Source organism: Ruegeria sp. HKCCSP346 (assembly GCF_017872595.1).
In the GTDB taxonomy this organism is placed as follows: Bacteria; Pseudomonadota; Alphaproteobacteria; order Rhodobacterales; family Rhodobacteraceae; genus Ruegeria.
In genome coordinates, this window is record NZ_JAEDOT010000001.1 from 958,553 (window position 1) to 972,314 (window position 13,762).

At 60.3% G+C, this 13,762-nt stretch carries 14 protein-coding genes; 6 read left to right on the forward strand and 8 right to left on the reverse strand.

What is annotated here, in order from left to right; genetic code table 11:
• Positions 1–46: 46 nt before the first annotated feature.
• Positions 47–769 (reverse strand): endonuclease/exonuclease/phosphatase family protein, encoded by a 723-nt coding sequence (locus tag I9185_RS04780; protein WP_152458217.1) that lies wholly within the window; start codon positions 767–769, stop codon positions 47–49.
• 165 nt (positions 770–934) lie between these two features.
• Here I9185_RS04780 and I9185_RS04785 point away from each other — a divergent pair, with 165 nt between their 5' ends.
• Complete coding sequence (locus tag I9185_RS04785; RefSeq protein ID WP_171631926.1) at positions 935–1,894, forward strand: DMT family transporter; 960 nt, start codon at positions 935–937, stop codon at positions 1,892–1,894.
• 14 nt (positions 1,895–1,908) lie between these two features.
• Here the strand turns inward: I9185_RS04785 and I9185_RS04790 are convergent, their stop codons facing one another.
• Positions 1,909–3,327, reverse strand: coding sequence for a protein adenylyltransferase SelO (locus I9185_RS04790; protein ID WP_210092801.1), 1,419 nt, complete (start codon positions 3,325–3,327; stop codon positions 1,909–1,911).
• Positions 3,328–3,412: 85 nt separating this feature from the next.
• Here I9185_RS04790 and I9185_RS04795 point away from each other — a divergent pair, with 85 nt between their 5' ends.
• Together I9185_RS04795 and I9185_RS04800 are read left to right on the forward strand one after the other, a co-directional pair.
• Positions 3,413–3,832 (forward strand): cupin domain-containing protein, encoded by a 420-nt coding sequence (locus I9185_RS04795; protein ID WP_171723122.1) that lies wholly within the window; start codon positions 3,413–3,415, stop codon positions 3,830–3,832.
• 97 nt (positions 3,833–3,929) lie between these two features.
• A complete protein-coding gene (locus I9185_RS04800) occupies positions 3,930–4,697 on the forward strand; it encodes an extensin family protein (RefSeq protein WP_245223474.1) in 768 nt (255 codons plus the stop codon).
• Between the two features lie 17 nt (positions 4,698–4,714).
• Here the strand turns inward: I9185_RS04800 and I9185_RS04805 are convergent, their stop codons facing one another.
• The 3 genes from I9185_RS04805 to I9185_RS04815 form a co-directional block, all read right to left on the reverse strand.
• Entirely contained in the window at positions 4,715–5,176 is a 462-nt protein-coding gene (locus I9185_RS04805; protein WP_171631919.1) for a hypothetical protein, read from the reverse strand.
• A gap of 10 nt (positions 5,177–5,186) precedes the next feature.
• Positions 5,187–5,477, reverse strand: a complete 291-nt coding sequence (locus tag I9185_RS04810; RefSeq protein WP_171631916.1) for a hypothetical protein — start codon at positions 5,475–5,477, stop codon at positions 5,187–5,189.
• A gap of 78 nt (positions 5,478–5,555) precedes the next feature.
• On the reverse strand, positions 5,556–6,704 hold the full coding sequence (locus I9185_RS04815) for an anhydro-N-acetylmuramic acid kinase (RefSeq protein ID WP_171723118.1): 1,149 nt from the start codon (positions 6,702–6,704) through the stop codon (positions 5,556–5,558).
• Between the two features lie 230 nt (positions 6,705–6,934).
• Between I9185_RS04815 and tyrS the strand changes: the two genes are divergently transcribed.
• The gene (gene tyrS / locus I9185_RS04820; protein ID WP_209832861.1) at positions 6,935–8,224 is read left to right on the forward strand and encodes a tyrosine--tRNA ligase; all 1,290 of its coding nucleotides are present in this window, start codon (positions 6,935–6,937) and stop codon (positions 8,222–8,224) included.
• Positions 8,225–8,299: 75 nt separating this feature from the next.
• Here the strand turns inward: tyrS and I9185_RS04825 are convergent, their stop codons facing one another.
• The gene (locus I9185_RS04825; protein ID WP_210092466.1) at positions 8,300–9,115 is read right to left on the reverse strand and encodes a hypothetical protein; all 816 of its coding nucleotides are present in this window, start codon (positions 9,113–9,115) and stop codon (positions 8,300–8,302) included.
• Positions 9,116–9,337: 222 nt separating this feature from the next.
• On the opposite strand from I9185_RS04825, the gene I9185_RS04830 reads away from it, so the two are divergent.
• Together I9185_RS04830 and I9185_RS04835 are read left to right on the forward strand one after the other, a co-directional pair.
• Entirely contained in the window at positions 9,338–10,093 is a 756-nt protein-coding gene (locus I9185_RS04830) for a 3-hydroxyacyl-CoA dehydrogenase (RefSeq protein WP_171723115.1), read from the forward strand.
• 10 nt (positions 10,094–10,103) lie between these two features.
• Entirely contained in the window at positions 10,104–10,658 is a 555-nt protein-coding gene (locus I9185_RS04835) for a sugar O-acetyltransferase (protein WP_210092467.1), read from the forward strand.
• Positions 10,659–11,096: 438 nt separating this feature from the next.
• Here the strand turns inward: I9185_RS04835 and I9185_RS04840 are convergent, their stop codons facing one another.
• Complete coding sequence (locus I9185_RS04840) at positions 11,097–12,905, reverse strand: ATP-binding cassette domain-containing protein (RefSeq protein WP_245223407.1); 1,809 nt, start codon at positions 12,903–12,905, stop codon at positions 11,097–11,099.
• 68 nt (positions 12,906–12,973) lie between these two features.
• The gene (locus I9185_RS04845) at positions 12,974–13,729 is read right to left on the reverse strand and encodes a GNAT family N-acyltransferase (RefSeq protein ID WP_210092468.1); all 756 of its coding nucleotides are present in this window, start codon (positions 13,727–13,729) and stop codon (positions 12,974–12,976) included.
• Positions 13,730–13,762 lie beyond the last annotated feature (33 nt).

Here is a 13,762-nt window from a genome sequence, read left to right on the forward strand (position 1 = left end):
CGGGTGTCTGTCTTAATATGTCTGCGCAGGTTTCGCTACAGGGATTTCACCTTTTGCGACCTTCTGATCTGGCGCGCGTCAGATCGGCCCAGACGGGCAGGTGATCAGATGCGATATGCGCGGGACGTGTGTCGTGAACACCGTGCGCCACGGCCTGTATTCCGCTGCCCAGCGCGATCCGATCCAGCGCGCCCAGGGGCTGCGCGGCGGGAAAACTTGGTCTGGGAGGCAGAAACCGCATTTCGGGGACCAGGTGATCCAGTACTGGCTGACGTGACCACTCGTTGAAGTCACCGGCCCAAACAGTCGGCATCTGGTCCATGTCCCAGTCGTTCCGCCGAATGTGCAAAATCTGCTGTCGCCGCGACGCTGGCAACAGTCCAAGATGCATACCCATCACTCGCAATGGTCCGATATGGGTGTCGAACTCGACACGCACCGCACCGCGCGGCTCCAGCCCCGGCAACTCGTGATGCCCTTTTCGGCGGACCGAGATACCCTCTCCGCGCCAGATCACCGCGTTGCCGTGCCAGCCCAGACTTCCCGCGCCGCCCAGATCTACGATCTGCCATCCCGCCTCGTCCAACATAAAATGCGGCAGCGCGGCCGGACGGGGCGGCAGGCGCTTGTCGGCCTCCTGCAACACCACGATATCCGCTTTCATGTTTTCGATGACTTGCAGAATACGTTGGGGTTGGCGCCGGAAATCCAACCCGACGCATTTCTGAATGTTGTAGCTTGCGATACGCAGCGTGGAGGAAGTTGGCATGAGGGCGTGACCAAATGAATTGCCCTAAAGTGCCATGCCTGACGTGAGGCGCAACCCCTCTGCTTGGTTTCCTGCTGCGACAATTCCGATACGGCATCCGCCCCCAGCAATCTGCCTGCTATTTCGGCGATTGAAACCTGGCTGATATCAAAGCGAAGGTTCCGCTTGATCCCCGGCCCTGCAACGCTCTATCCCGATGCGGTGACGACAACGCATCGCAGCCAAAGCGGGGCCCGCATGAGCCTGAGCCAGACCCAACCCGACAACAGCACCCGGGCCAGTATCGTTTTGGTGACAGGCGGCGCGCTATGGGGCCTTTATTGGATTCCGGTGCGGTTTTTCTTTGATCAGGGCCTGACCGGCCCCTGGTCAGGGATCGCGATGTACTGCGCGGCCCTGATTGCGTTGATCCCCTTCGTCTGGTCCGACAGGCGCATGCTGGCCCGGCAATGGCGCGATTTGATGCTTAGCGGAATGTTCACAGGGGCTGCATTCGGCCTGTATTCGATCAGCCTTGTCTACACCGACGTCGTCCGCTCGATCCTGTTGTTCTATCTCACCCCGATCTGGGGCACGATTCTGGGCGTCGTATTTCTGAAAGAACGCCTGAGCCTGATGCGCCTTGCGGGTCTGATCTGCGGGCTTGGCGGGCTGTTTGTCGTGCTCGGAGGCGCCGGGTTCGTGCCATGGCCGCAGAACTTGGGTGACTGGCTGGCACTGGCATCGGGCATATGCTGGGCATTGGGTACGCTGGGCCTGTACAAGGCTGGCAGCATGACCATCTCGGGTCAGGTCTTTGCCTTTGTGATTGGCGCGTTGTTGCTGTCGCTTGTCAGCCTGCTGATGCTTGGGGGCCAAACCCTGCCGAACATCACAGGCGAAGAGTCGATCCGCATAGCGGGATATGCAATGCTGTCCACCTTTTATGTCCTGCCCATGATCTACATGACCATCTGGCCAGCAACCAAGCTGTCCCCCGCAAAGGTCGGCCTGCTGCTGATGAGCGAGGTTGTCGTTGGCATCGCTTCAGCCGCCGCCCTGTCAGGAGAACCATTTGGCCTGCGTGAGTTTCTGGGCGCCATCCTGATCGTCAGCGCCGCGGTGGTGGAAATCCTGCGGAAATAGATGCAGGCCTCGCGTCACGTCCCGCAGAATGTTGCATGGACCACCTCATTTTCGGCCGGAGGACGCCTCAGGTCTTCCGCATCCCCCTGATCCTCGTACGGTCGCGCCAACACAGCGTTCAGCCGGTCGAAGGGCGCGTAATCACCCTGCACCGCCGACTGGATCATCTGTTCGATCCGGTGATTGCGCGGAATGAATGCGGGGTTTGCGGCGGTCATCACCTCCAGTGGCGCCGCTTCGTGCGCCAACCGTGCACGCCAGTCTTTTTCCCAAGCGTCAAACGCTGCCGGGTCAAGGAACTGATCCCGCGCCGTGCCACCGCCCAGCGCCCGGAAGGTATTGGTGAAATCCGCCTGCCCCCCGGCCATGCGCTTCAGAAGGTCGGTGATCAGTTCCTGATCGCCCTCGTCCGCGGTTGCCAGTCCGATCTTTGCCCGGAACCGGGACAACCAGTTCTGTTGCAGCAGGTCCGGCATCGCGTGGACGATCTCGGTCGCCTCTTCCACGGCGGCCTCTTTGTCGTCCATCTGCTGGATCAAGGCCGTTGCCAACTGCGCGAGGTTCCACACCGCGATATCAGGCTGGTTCGAATAGGCATAACGACCCATCCGGTCAATCGAGCTGTAGACGGTGTTGGGGTGATACGTGTCCATGAACGCACATGGGCCGTAGTCAATGGTCTCACCCGCGATCGAGCAGTTATCGGTATTCATCACCCCATGGATGAACCCCACGCTCATCCATCGTGCAATCAAACCGGCCTGCGCATCGCGCACCGAACGTAACAGGCCCATCGGCCCATCTGCCTTTGGGTAATGCCGCGCAATGGCATAGTCCGTCAGGCGCTTCAGGCTGTCCATCTGCCCACGCGCTGCAAAAACCTGAAAGGTCCCCACCCGCAGATGACTGGATGCAACCCGGGTCAGAACAGCTCCGGGCATCGGAGCTTCACGAAAGACGGTCTCGCCGGTTTCCACGGCTGCCAAGGCGCGTGTGGTCGGAATGCCCAGGGCATGCATCGCCTCGGACACCACATATTCCCGCAGCACCGGCCCCAGCCAGGCCCGGCCATCGCCCCGGCGGGAAAACGGTGTAGGACCCGAACCTTTCAACTGGATGTCCCGGCGCACCCCGTCCGTTCCAACCGTCTCGCCCAACAGCACCGCACGCCCGTCGCCCAGCTGCGGGTTGTATTGCCCGAACTGATGCCCGGAATAAAGCTGTGCGATGGGCTCGGCACCTTCGGGAATACTGTTTCCCGCAAAGGCTTCGGCCATGTCCTCGACGTCTCCGGGCGATATCCGCAGCAACCTGGCCAGATCATCGTTGAACGCAATCATCCTTGGCGCGCGCACGGGAACCGGTGACTGCCGTGCAAAGAACGCATTTGGCAGACGGGCATAGGAGTTATCGAAGGGGATTTTCAGGGTCATGTCGTAAACATATCCCTCGGACGCATGAATACCATAGCGGATCACGCCGGCCCGTGCATAATCGCACCCAAACACGAGGAACCACATGACCGCGCAAGAGATTATCGACCGCCTGAACCTGCAACGCCATCCCGAAGGTGGTTGGTATGCCGAGACATGGCGCGCCGAAAACGAAGGTCGCCCCACCGGCACCTGCATCTACTTCCTGTTGCAGAAAGGCGAAAGCAGCCATTGGCACCGTGTCGATGCGACCGAGATCTGGCTGTACCATGCCGGCGCGCCGCTTGTCCTGTCGCTCAGCGCAACCGACCAAGGCCCCGCCACCGAACATGTGCTGACACACGACCTTTCCGCTGGCGCACCACAATTGATCGTCCCGGAAGGCCATTGGCAAGCCGCCCGCAGCACGGGTGATTACACGCTGGTCAGTTGCACAGTCTCGCCCGGCTTCCAATTTGAAGGATTTGAATTGGCCGCCCCGGGCTTTGATATCCCAAAGGCGTAAGCCGACGTTCAACGATCTCGGAAAAGGTAAGTTTACAGACGGTTGCCCATTGATCATTCTGTGCACGCAGCCACAGGCGACGGAGTAACGAGTGAGTATGAAGCAGGTCCTGCTGACTGTCTTGTTCTTGTGTCAAAGCGCAGCATTCGCCAGCGCAGAGCCCGCTTGCGCCGAGGCCCGTCTTGCATCCGATCTGACTGCGCCAGAACTGAACGGGGAAGAAACGGCTGAAGATGCTGACCCGATCGTGACAGCCGAACCTGCGGTGCTGGTTTCCAGGCGTCCTGCCCTGCGACCCTGCAAGTTTCGGAAATTCGAAGTGGGCCGTGAACGAATGCAGGAACGGGGCGCCGTGTGCGGCGACTGGACAATTCTGGGTGAAACTCGCAAGCCCGTCGCCGGAAAGGCCCGCGGATGCGGGATCACGAACCCGGTTCGGGTTTACAAAATATCAGATATCGCTCTCAGCCAGTTCTCATTGATGGACTGCCAGACAGCGGTCACGCTGAAAACGTGGATCGAAAACACGGCCAAGCCAGCCTTTGCCGATATGGGCGGCGGGCTGAAGGGGATGCGGATCGTTGGCCACTATGCCTGCAAGACCCAGAACAACCAGCCACGTTCACGCATCTCGGAACATGCGCGCGGAAAGGCGATCGACATATCGACCTTCGTTCTACAGGACGGAACACAGATCACGGTCCGGGACGGATGGAACAACGCGCAAGGCGCTGTTTTGAAAGAGTTGCACGAAGGCGCCTGCGGCATATTCGGAACCGTGCTTGGCCCGGACGCCGACCGCTATCACGTCGGGCATTTCCATTTTGACACGGCCCGCCGCAAGGGCGCTCCGGTGTGTCGATGAACCTTCGGGTTGCGCCTCTATTTGTCGCTTCGGCTTTTGATCAACAAATTGATCAGCGGCACCAGCAGCGTCGCTGCCGATCCCAAAGGGTTCGATCCAATGCTCTTGACCGCCTGCACGACCTCTTTGGCCTCTGCGGTCATCTCCTCCAATTCGTCTTCAATATCCGCTATGGCCATATCGCGCACCTCGACGGCCGGTGCGACTTCGTCGTCGATATTTCGGCGTCTTGCAATCAGCACCATAAGCCCGGCGAAAACGATGTTTCCAAAGGCCAACAGCGCCGCCGCCGATGCTGGTGACATCGCGCTCTGAAGCGCCAAGAAAAAAGAGACATTCAAAAGCACCACCGCCGACAATGCCGCGATGCCCGCGATGCCCATCAGTATGGTCTGTTGCTGAACCACCCCAAGACGGCGGCGTGCAATCAAACGTTCGGTCCGATAGATCGTAACCAGGTTCTTGCTCAGTCTGCTCATAACCCGCCTCCTAGCCCTGCGCGCGCCCGACGACGTACCCCAGCGAAAACGCAATCAGCAACGCCGTGATCGGATAGTCTTTCTGAAGCCGACCGAACTCCTCGACAACGTCATGTCCCAAGGACTGAACCTGGCTCAGGTCGATCCCGTGGTCTTCCAGCAGCTGCCGGATTTCATCCGACGATTTGGCGCCCTCAGGCGGATCATCGGAACCCGATTCCTTTTCGGCCTGCGCCTCCAACGTCGCATTCCGCTTCCGCAACTTCTCCAACTCGGCCTCAAGCTCTGCCTTGGTCGCCATACTGCCATGCCCCTGATCCATCGGTCCGGGCAATCGTCGCACAAAGAGTTGTTTTTTTGAACTGTTTTCCGGATCGGGTTATCCGACCGGGTCCATCGACACCGTACTGACGACCCCGCCACCGACAAGCGCCTTGACGCCGGTGGTTCCGGGACAAGAGGTCGGCAGCCCCCGCGCGACACGCACCGCCAGATAGGCAAACGCCTGCGCCTCAAGCATGTCGCCGTCCAGCCCCACCGCCTCAACCGGTTCGACCGGGCAATCCAGCGACACGCGCAACATCTCCATCAGCACCGGGTTGCGTCTGCCGCCCCCGGTGACCAACACACAAGACGGAGGTTTCGGACAATGCTCCATCCCCTGCACTACAGCTGCGGCGCACATACCGGTCAGGGTCGCCACCGCGTCAGCGTCATCCAGTTCCTTGACCAAACCGATCATTTCCGAAAAATCGTTCCGGTCCAAAGATTTCGGCGGCATGCGAGAAAAATACGGCTCGGCCAGAAACAGCTCCAGTGCGCCCATTTCCACCGTTCCATCGCGCGCAAGCGCCCCGTCGCGGTCCATCGGAAGCCCCAGCCGGGCCTGCATCAGATCATCGACCGGCGCATTGGCCGGGCCTGTATCAAAGGCCAGCAACGCACCGGGCGCTTCGGGGCCCTCGAACGCCGGGTCCACATAGGTCAGGTTGCCGACCCCGCCCAGGTTCAGGAAACACAGCGGCCGGTCCGCGCCGAACCATTTGGCACAGGCGAAATGAAAGAATGGCGCAAGCGGAGCCCCCTCGCCCCCCATCGCCACATCGTCGCTGCGGAAATCCCAGACCACCGGGCGCCCGAGGGCCTGCGCCAGCCCCAGCCCATCACCGACCTGCAATGTCCCGCGCCCGCGCGGCTCATGCGCCAGCGTCTGTCCGTGAAAGCCGATCAGATCCACATCCTCGAACTCGGACAGTGCTTCGGCATGGGCGATTGTCACCATCTCTGCCGCCGCATCGACCTGGGGTCCATGCCACTGGCCCAGCGCGGCGCGCAACACATCGCGTTCCGCATCCGAATACGCGCGGTATCCGCTTTGCCCAAACCCGTAAATCAAATGCCCGTCGGTTTCCACCACCGCGGCATCAACCCCGTCCATCGATGTGCCGGACATTGCGCCCAAAGCCCGGAGCTTTCCGTGTTTCGCGATGGTCTGGCCCAAGCTTGCCTCCTGACTTGGCTGTGTCATTCGCCGCCTCCGGGTCCGGGATTTCACCTTTGGGTTGCAGCCCGGTCAACGTGCCTTCTGTTGGGGCGCAAAGGCAAGCGTTCCGGACCGGCCCGGCAATTTTTTTCTCAGCGCGCGTGTCTGGATCGACACCCTCGACCACACCCCGCGCCCGAGGTGAAAAGGTGGCTTTTCCTCCCACGCGCTGCCGCCTATACAGTGCCCCGCAACATTAACCCAAAGGGCACGATATGACCTACCACCCCAAATCGGATTTCATCGCCACGATGATCGAGCGCGGCTTTCTCGCCGACTGCACCGATTATCAGGGCCTTGACGACGCGCTGATCAGTGGGGTGCAAACAGCGTATATCGGCTATGACGCCACGGCGCAGTCGCTGCATGTGGGTCATTTGATGAACATCATGGTACTGCGCTGGCTGCAAAAGACCGGCCACAAACCGATCACGCTGATGGGCGGTGGTACCACCAAGGTGGGTGATCCTTCGTTCCGATCGGATGAACGCCCCCTGCTGGGCCCTGAACAGATCGACGCCAATATTGCGGGCATGAAGCAGGTCTTCGCCAAGTACCTGTCCTATGATGACAGCGAAACCGGCGCGCTGATGCTGAACAATGCCGAATGGCTGGACAGCCTGAACTACCTCGATTTCCTGCGCGATATCGGGCGGCATTTCTCGGTCAACCGGATGCTGTCATTTGAGTCCGTGAAATCTCGGCTGGATCGCGAGCAATCGCTGAGCTTCCTCGAATTCAACTACATGATCCTGCAGGCCTATGACTTCCTCGAGCTGAACCGCCGCTATGGCTGTGTTCTGCAGATGGGTGGTTCAGACCAGTGGGGCAATATCGTCAACGGGATCGACCTGACCCGCCGCGTGCTGGATCACGAGATCTATGGCCTGACCACCCCCCTGCTGACCACCAGCGATGGCCGCAAGATGGGCAAGTCGCAAGGCGGCGCGGTCTGGCTGAACGGCGACATGCTGAGCGCCTACGAGTTCTGGCAGTTCTGGCGCAACACCACAGACGCAGATGTTGGCCGGTTCCTGAAAATCTTCACGGAACTGCCGGTCGACGAATGCGACCGTCTTGCAGCGCTTGAGGGCTCAGAGATCAACGAAGCTAAGATCCGTCTTGCCAATGAGGTAACCACCCTGCTGCACGGGGCCGAAGCGGCGGCAAATGCCGAGGCCACTGCACGCGAGGTCTTTGAAAAGGGCGGAGTTGGGGACGATTTGCCATCGTTTATACTCGAAACGAGTTCATTGAAACTTATGCCCGGAGTCGCATTGGGCAAAGGTAACGAAGAAATGTACTGCTCTGCCGCCACCCTATTTGTTGAAGCCAAGCTCGCTAAGTCCGGAAAGGACGCTAAACGCTTGATCTCAGAAAAGGGCGCTCTGGTAAATGATGTTGCAGTAAACACAGACTTCCCGTTTGTCTCCGTGTCAGAGTTGAAGAAACCTACAAAACTGAGCGCAGGCAAAAAGCGCCACGCGCTGGTTCAACTGGGCTGACCCGGCAAGGCTGAAAGACACGAAATCGAAACGGCCACCCAAACGGGTGGCCGCTTTTCATTCGGTAAGCCGTGCTTATCTGCTTTCTTTTCCGCCGCCACGACCGGGCCGGTCGCCACTTTCGTCATTGTTGGCGTTATGACCGCGGCCCGGGCTGCTGCCTTCACCGCCATTGCCATGGCCGTTGTTGCCCTTGCCACCACCTTTACCCTTGCCGCCTTTACCTTCGCCTTCGCCTTTGCCTTCACCGCCGCCGCCGGGTTCACCGCCGCCGCCAGATTCACCTCCGTCGCCGGATTCACCACCGCCACCGGACTCACCACCGCCGGACTCACCACCGCCGGACTCACCACCACCGCCAGTTTCACCGCCACCGCCGGATTCACCTCCACCGCCAGTTTCACTACCGCCACCGGTTTCACTACCGCCACCGCCGGATTCGCTTCCTCCACCGCCGGACTGGCCACCTCCATTGTTATCGCTTTCTTCAGACGCGCCGCTGGGGCCACTTTCACCGCCTCCGACAGCTCCACCAGCATCGGCGAATCCAGACCCACCGGGTTCAGATCCGCGGCTTTCACCCCGGTTTTCCGCCGAACCAGACAGGTTTGCCGTCGGCAAATCCGTCAGCAACGCGGCCAGCCCCGGGCATTGCGCTCCGGTTACAGTCAAAGTTGTTTCAAAGTCGGCACGCTTTTGAAGCCTGTCCAGAAAACTCGGGGTTACCTGCACACAATCGCACAACCCGGCATAGTCCCCCGCGTTGGCAAGAGTCCGAGCCGTTTTCCAGTTGCAGGTTTCCGGTGCGGCAGCGGCATCGCCAACCATCACCATTCCAAAAACGGGCACAGCGACAACTGCACCCAGTATGTGTTTCGTACTTATTACCATAACAGATCCTCCTGACGGAAAAACACACAAAGGCGCCGAGTTCTTCGCTCACGAACAGGCGCGTTTTCGTGAAGTCGGCATTAAGTATTGTTGAGGATCGGCCGAAAAATCGGGGCCAAGGACCCTACCCGCCAACCAAGTTCCTGCCTTCTCAAATATGTGGACTCTGGCCCCAAAATGCAGTTATTGAACAAGTGTTCATATCCTTGGGAGGAGTTCACCATGCACCTGTCCACCACTGCCGCCCTCATTACCGGAGGCGCATCCGGTCTTGGCGAAGCCACGGCACGCCACTTCGCCTCGGAAGGCGCGCAGGTCACCATTCTGGATCGTGATGCGGATCGTGGCGCACAGGTCGCCGCCGAGATTGGCGGGCATTTCGCGCAAACGGATGTAACCGACCAAGAGTCGGTGGCCGCAGCCGTGCGCCACGGCATGGACAAGATGGGCAAGATCACGGCCACGGTGAATTGCGCCGGTATCGCCTATGGTATCAAGACCGTCGGCAAGGATGGCCCTCACCCTCTGGATGCTTTCCAGCGTACGATCGACATCAATCTGGTTGGCACCTTCAACGTGTCCCGGCTGGCCGCTGCCGAAATGGCAAAGAATGAACCCGAACCAGACGGGGCACGCGGGGTGATCATCAACACCGCCTCGATCGCTGCGTATGACGGGCAAAAGGGTCAGGCGGCCTATGCGGCCTCGAAGGGCGGCGTCGTGGGCATGACGCTGCCGATGGCCCGCGACCTGGCCTCGACCGGCATTCGCGTCATGACCATCGCGCCGGGCATTTTCATGACCCCGATGCTGGCGGGCCTGCCCGAAGAGGTGCAACAACAGCTTGCCGCCGACGTCCCGAACCCTGCCCGCCTTGGCGATCCGCATGAGTACGGACGACTGGCCGGCTTTATCGTCGAGATGGGCTATCTGAACGGTGAGGTCATCCGCATCGACGGTGCCCTGCGTATGCGCTAAACCGGGGCTCATGACCGAGCGGCAGAAAATGGAAGCGGGTGAATGGTATTGCTGCCTTGACCCGGAACTGGATGCGCTCCGCGCCGAAGCGCGCCGGGCCGTTCATGCCCATAACACATGCCCGCCGGATGCCCGTGGGGCCATCGCGCCGGAACTGGCAGCCCTGTTCGCGGGCTTTGGTCAGGATAGCTTTCTCGAGGCTCCGTTTCACTGTGCCTACGGAATAAACCTGTCGTTGGGAGACCGCGTGTTTTTCAACGCAGGCTGTGTCGTGCTCGACACCGCGCCGGTGACGATTGGGAATGACACGATGCTTGGACCTGCGGTGCAGATCTATTGCGCCGAACACGCGAAAGATCCTGCCTTGCGCGCTCAAGGCCTCGAAGTTGCCCACCCAGTCAGGGTCGGCGACAACGTCTGGATCGGCGGGGCCGCGATCATCATGCCGGGCGTTACGATCGGCGACCATGCCATCATCGGTGCGGGCAGCGTGGTGACAAAAGACGTTCCCGCCGGCGAGACCGTGGTTGGCAACCCTGCCCGGCCGATACGCGCCCGCCGATAACCCTGCTCTTCCGCCAATCCACCAGGGCCTTGTTCGCGGGGCGTAGCGCCTGTTTTTTTTTGATCAGGCCGCGCCGGGTCAACGTGTCCCCAAGGAGGGGCGCCCGGGCAAGGTGGATTTCGACTGCGCCGAACTCGAAAGAGACATCGCCTAAGCCGAAGAAGAATGCACACAAAACGACCCGCATGTGGTTGCGACATATCCCGGTGTCGTTGCCTTCCATGCAATTTGGAACAGCCGCGAACCGTGGCAGACGCATTTGAACGCGCTTCATCTCGCCACTCGCATGAAAACGATCGACGGGGTCGCAGCCGAATCAAGCTGAACGAAATGGCGCGGATCGGCTGGCCCGGTCCCCGGCAAAACCGAAGCAGCAGGCGAACTCCGGTTTTTCAGCAGCTTTTCCACGCCGCCTGATAAGGCGCGCGCAGTTGGCGTCTACTCAGCCTGGGCTTTCTCTTCCAGTGTCAGCCATTCCTCTTCGGCCGCCGACAACTTGTCTTGCCGTTCGACAAGCGCCTCGGACGCTTTCTGGAACTTGACCGGCTCGCGGGTAAACAGCTCGGGGTCGGACATCAATTCTTCGAGCTTTGCAATCTCGGCCTCCAGCCGTTCAATCTCGGCCGGCAGCTTTTCCAGACGGTGCTTCTCGGAAAAGGATAATCCCGATCTGGCTTTTGCTTCCTGCTTCACCTTCGGCTTGGAAAGCTTTGTCTTGATGTCTTTTTTCACGGAAACTTCGCCCCGCTGCGCAATATAGTCGGACCAGCCGCCGGCATAGACGGTCGCCCGCCCGTTGCCTTCCATCGCGATGGTCGTCGTTGCAACGCGGTCCAGAAAATCCCGGTCGTGGCTGACCAGCAGAACCGTTCCGTCGTAGTCGTCCAGCAGTTCCTGCAATAGATCCAGCGTTTCGACATCCAGATCGTTGGTCGGTTCGTCCAGCACCAGAAGATTGGAAGATTTTGCCATCAACTTGGCCAGCAGCAACCGAGCCTTTTCCCCACCCGACAAGGATTTGACAGCCGCCCTTGCCTGCCGCTCGTCAAACAGGAATTCCTTGAGATAGCCCACGACATGTTTGGGCTGCCCCCCAACCATCACCTGATCGGCCTTGCCGGAAACCCGCATATCCGGGTCGCCGGTCAGGCTGTCCCACAAGCTCATCTCGGGGTCCAGTTGCGCACGGGTCTGATCGAACACCGCAACCTCAAGATTGGTACCCAGTGACACCGAGCCTTCGTCCGGCTCCACCTGCCCAAGAAGCATCTTCAGCAAGGTCGTCTTGCCGACCCCGTTCGGCCCGACAAAGGCCACACGATCACCGCGCTGCACCAGCAGATCAAAATTCCGAACGATCTGCTTGTCGCCGAACCCTTTGGCCAGCCCTTTGACCTCGATCACCTTGCGGCCCGATTTTGGCCCGGCCTCCAGCGTCATCGCAGCGGAACCCTGACGCTTGATCTGTGCCGCCTTTTCGGCCCGCAGCGCCTGTAGGGCCCGCACCCGGCCCTGATTGCGTTTGCGTCGGGCGCTAATGCCCTCAACCGCCCATTTGGCCTCGGACTTGATCAGACGGTTCAGCTTGTGACGCTGCTGGTCTTCTTCTTCCCAGATCTTGTCCCGCCAAGCTTCGAACGCGTCAAAACCTTGCTCCTGCCGTCGGACAGCGCCCCGATCAATCCAAAGTGTCGCCCGCGTCAGTGCCCGTAAAAAGGCCCGGTCGTGCGAGATCAGCACAAACGCTGCACGTGTCGAGCCAAGCTCGCGCTCCAGCCACGCGATGGCTTCGATATCCAGATGGTTGGTCGGTTCGTCCAGCAGCATCAGGTCCGGTGCCTCGGCCATCAGCTTGGCCAATGCCGCCCGCCGCCTTTCACCGCCCGAAGCAGTCTCAACCGGGCGCGCAGGATCGAATTTCAGCCCCGCACCCGCCCGTTCAACCTTGTAGAGCTCCCCCGGCTCCAAACCGCTCGACGCATAGTCGCCCAGGGTGGCAAAGCCCTCCATCGTCGGGTCCTGCTCCATATAGCCCACGGATTTTCCGGGCGGCACGACAATTTCACCGCGGTCAGCCTCGACCAGGCCGGCCATCACTTTCATCAGCGTGGATTTGCCCGACCCGTTGCGCCCAACCAGCGCCACGCGGTCACCGGGCTGTACCACCAGATCCAGTTCGGAAAACACCGGTTCGCCCCCGAAAGTCAGGGATATGCCGGACATCTGCAACAAAGGAATTCTCGCCATGCCCGCCAGCTAAACCGGCGGCCACACTGCGTCAACGCCCTGTTTTCACCTTTTCGGAAATACTCACCTTAAACGGCCAATGCCCGAAACAGGCGTCTTCGGGCCGGCGGGATCGCCCCGATTTCAAGCCCGGTAAACACATGCAACGTGTTCATGTGACGATCCACAACCGCGTGATCACTCACCCACCCCCCCATCATCAGATAGGTTCGCAACAGGGGCGGCATGCGCGACATGGCCTTTTTCGCATCCGGCCGGCGCCGCAGACGTGCGGCAAAGCGGAACACGTCCGGAGCCTTGACCCGCGGCAACCACCGTTTCGGGGCCAGGTGGCGATGTTTGAGCATCGCAAAGGCATCAAGGTATCGCCCGGTTTCGGTCCCGGCAAACGACGAACATCCAAACAGCATCTGAACATTGTGTTGATCGACATAGGACGTCATTGCACCCCAGGCGACACGCAGAATGTCAGGATCGTTCAGGCCCGGATGAACGCAAAACCTGCCCATCTCGACCATGCGGCCACTGAACCCTGCCAACGAACTCAGGTCGTAGAACTGTGCTGAATAGCTGCGTCCGATTTCACCGCCATGTTCCATTGTCAGCATCCGAAAGCAGCAGACCAACTGCCCGGCGGATCGCATATCTTCAACCAGGACATGGCTGCATTGCGCGTCAAAAGCGTCAACGTCCGGTTGCCGGGTGCCGAATGCCAATGTCCGCAGGCTTTGTGCGGCCCTGATATCCTCGGCCGATTCCGCCATACGGGCGCGATAGCGCCCCTTGCTTAACATAACTGCCGCCGCCACGGTCGCGTCCTCCATGGGTGCCGACCCACGAGTGTCGGCACGACACCG

Excerpts from the sequence above, each read along its gene's own strand:
- I9185_RS04780 (WP_152458217.1), bottom strand. The coding sequence starts at position 769 with ATGCCAACTTCCTCCACGCTGCGTATCGCAAGCTACAACATTCAGAAA.
- I9185_RS04790 (WP_210092801.1), bottom strand. The coding sequence starts at position 3,327 with ATGACCCTGAAAATCCCCTTCGATAACTCCTATGCCCGTCTGCCAAAT.
- I9185_RS04795 (WP_171723122.1), top strand. The coding sequence starts at position 3,413 with ATGACCGCGCAAGAGATTATCGACCGCCTGAACCTGCAACGCCATCCC.
- I9185_RS04800 (WP_245223474.1), top strand. The coding sequence starts at position 3,930 with ATGAAGCAGGTCCTGCTGACTGTCTTGTTCTTGTGTCAAAGCGCAGCA.
- I9185_RS04805 (WP_171631919.1), bottom strand. The coding sequence starts at position 5,176 with ATGAGCAGACTGAGCAAGAACCTGGTTACGATCTATCGGACCGAACGT.
- I9185_RS04810 (WP_171631916.1), bottom strand. The coding sequence starts at position 5,477 with ATGGCGACCAAGGCAGAGCTTGAGGCCGAGTTGGAGAAGTTGCGGAAG.
- I9185_RS04815 (WP_171723118.1), bottom strand. The coding sequence starts at position 6,704 with ATGACACAGCCAAGTCAGGAGGCAAGCTTGGGCCAGACCATCGCGAAA.
- tyrS (WP_209832861.1), top strand. The coding sequence starts at position 6,935 with ATGACCTACCACCCCAAATCGGATTTCATCGCCACGATGATCGAGCGC.
- I9185_RS04825 (WP_210092466.1), bottom strand. The coding sequence starts at position 9,115 with ATGGTAATAAGTACGAAACACATACTGGGTGCAGTTGTCGCTGTGCCC.
- I9185_RS04830 (WP_171723115.1), top strand. The coding sequence starts at position 9,338 with ATGCACCTGTCCACCACTGCCGCCCTCATTACCGGAGGCGCATCCGGT.
- I9185_RS04835 (WP_210092467.1), top strand. The coding sequence starts at position 10,104 with ATGACCGAGCGGCAGAAAATGGAAGCGGGTGAATGGTATTGCTGCCTT.
- I9185_RS04840 (WP_245223407.1), bottom strand. The coding sequence starts at position 12,905 with ATGGCGAGAATTCCTTTGTTGCAGATGTCCGGCATATCCCTGACTTTC.
- I9185_RS04845 (WP_210092468.1), bottom strand. The coding sequence starts at position 13,729 with ATGGAGGACGCGACCGTGGCGGCGGCAGTTATGTTAAGCAAGGGGCGC.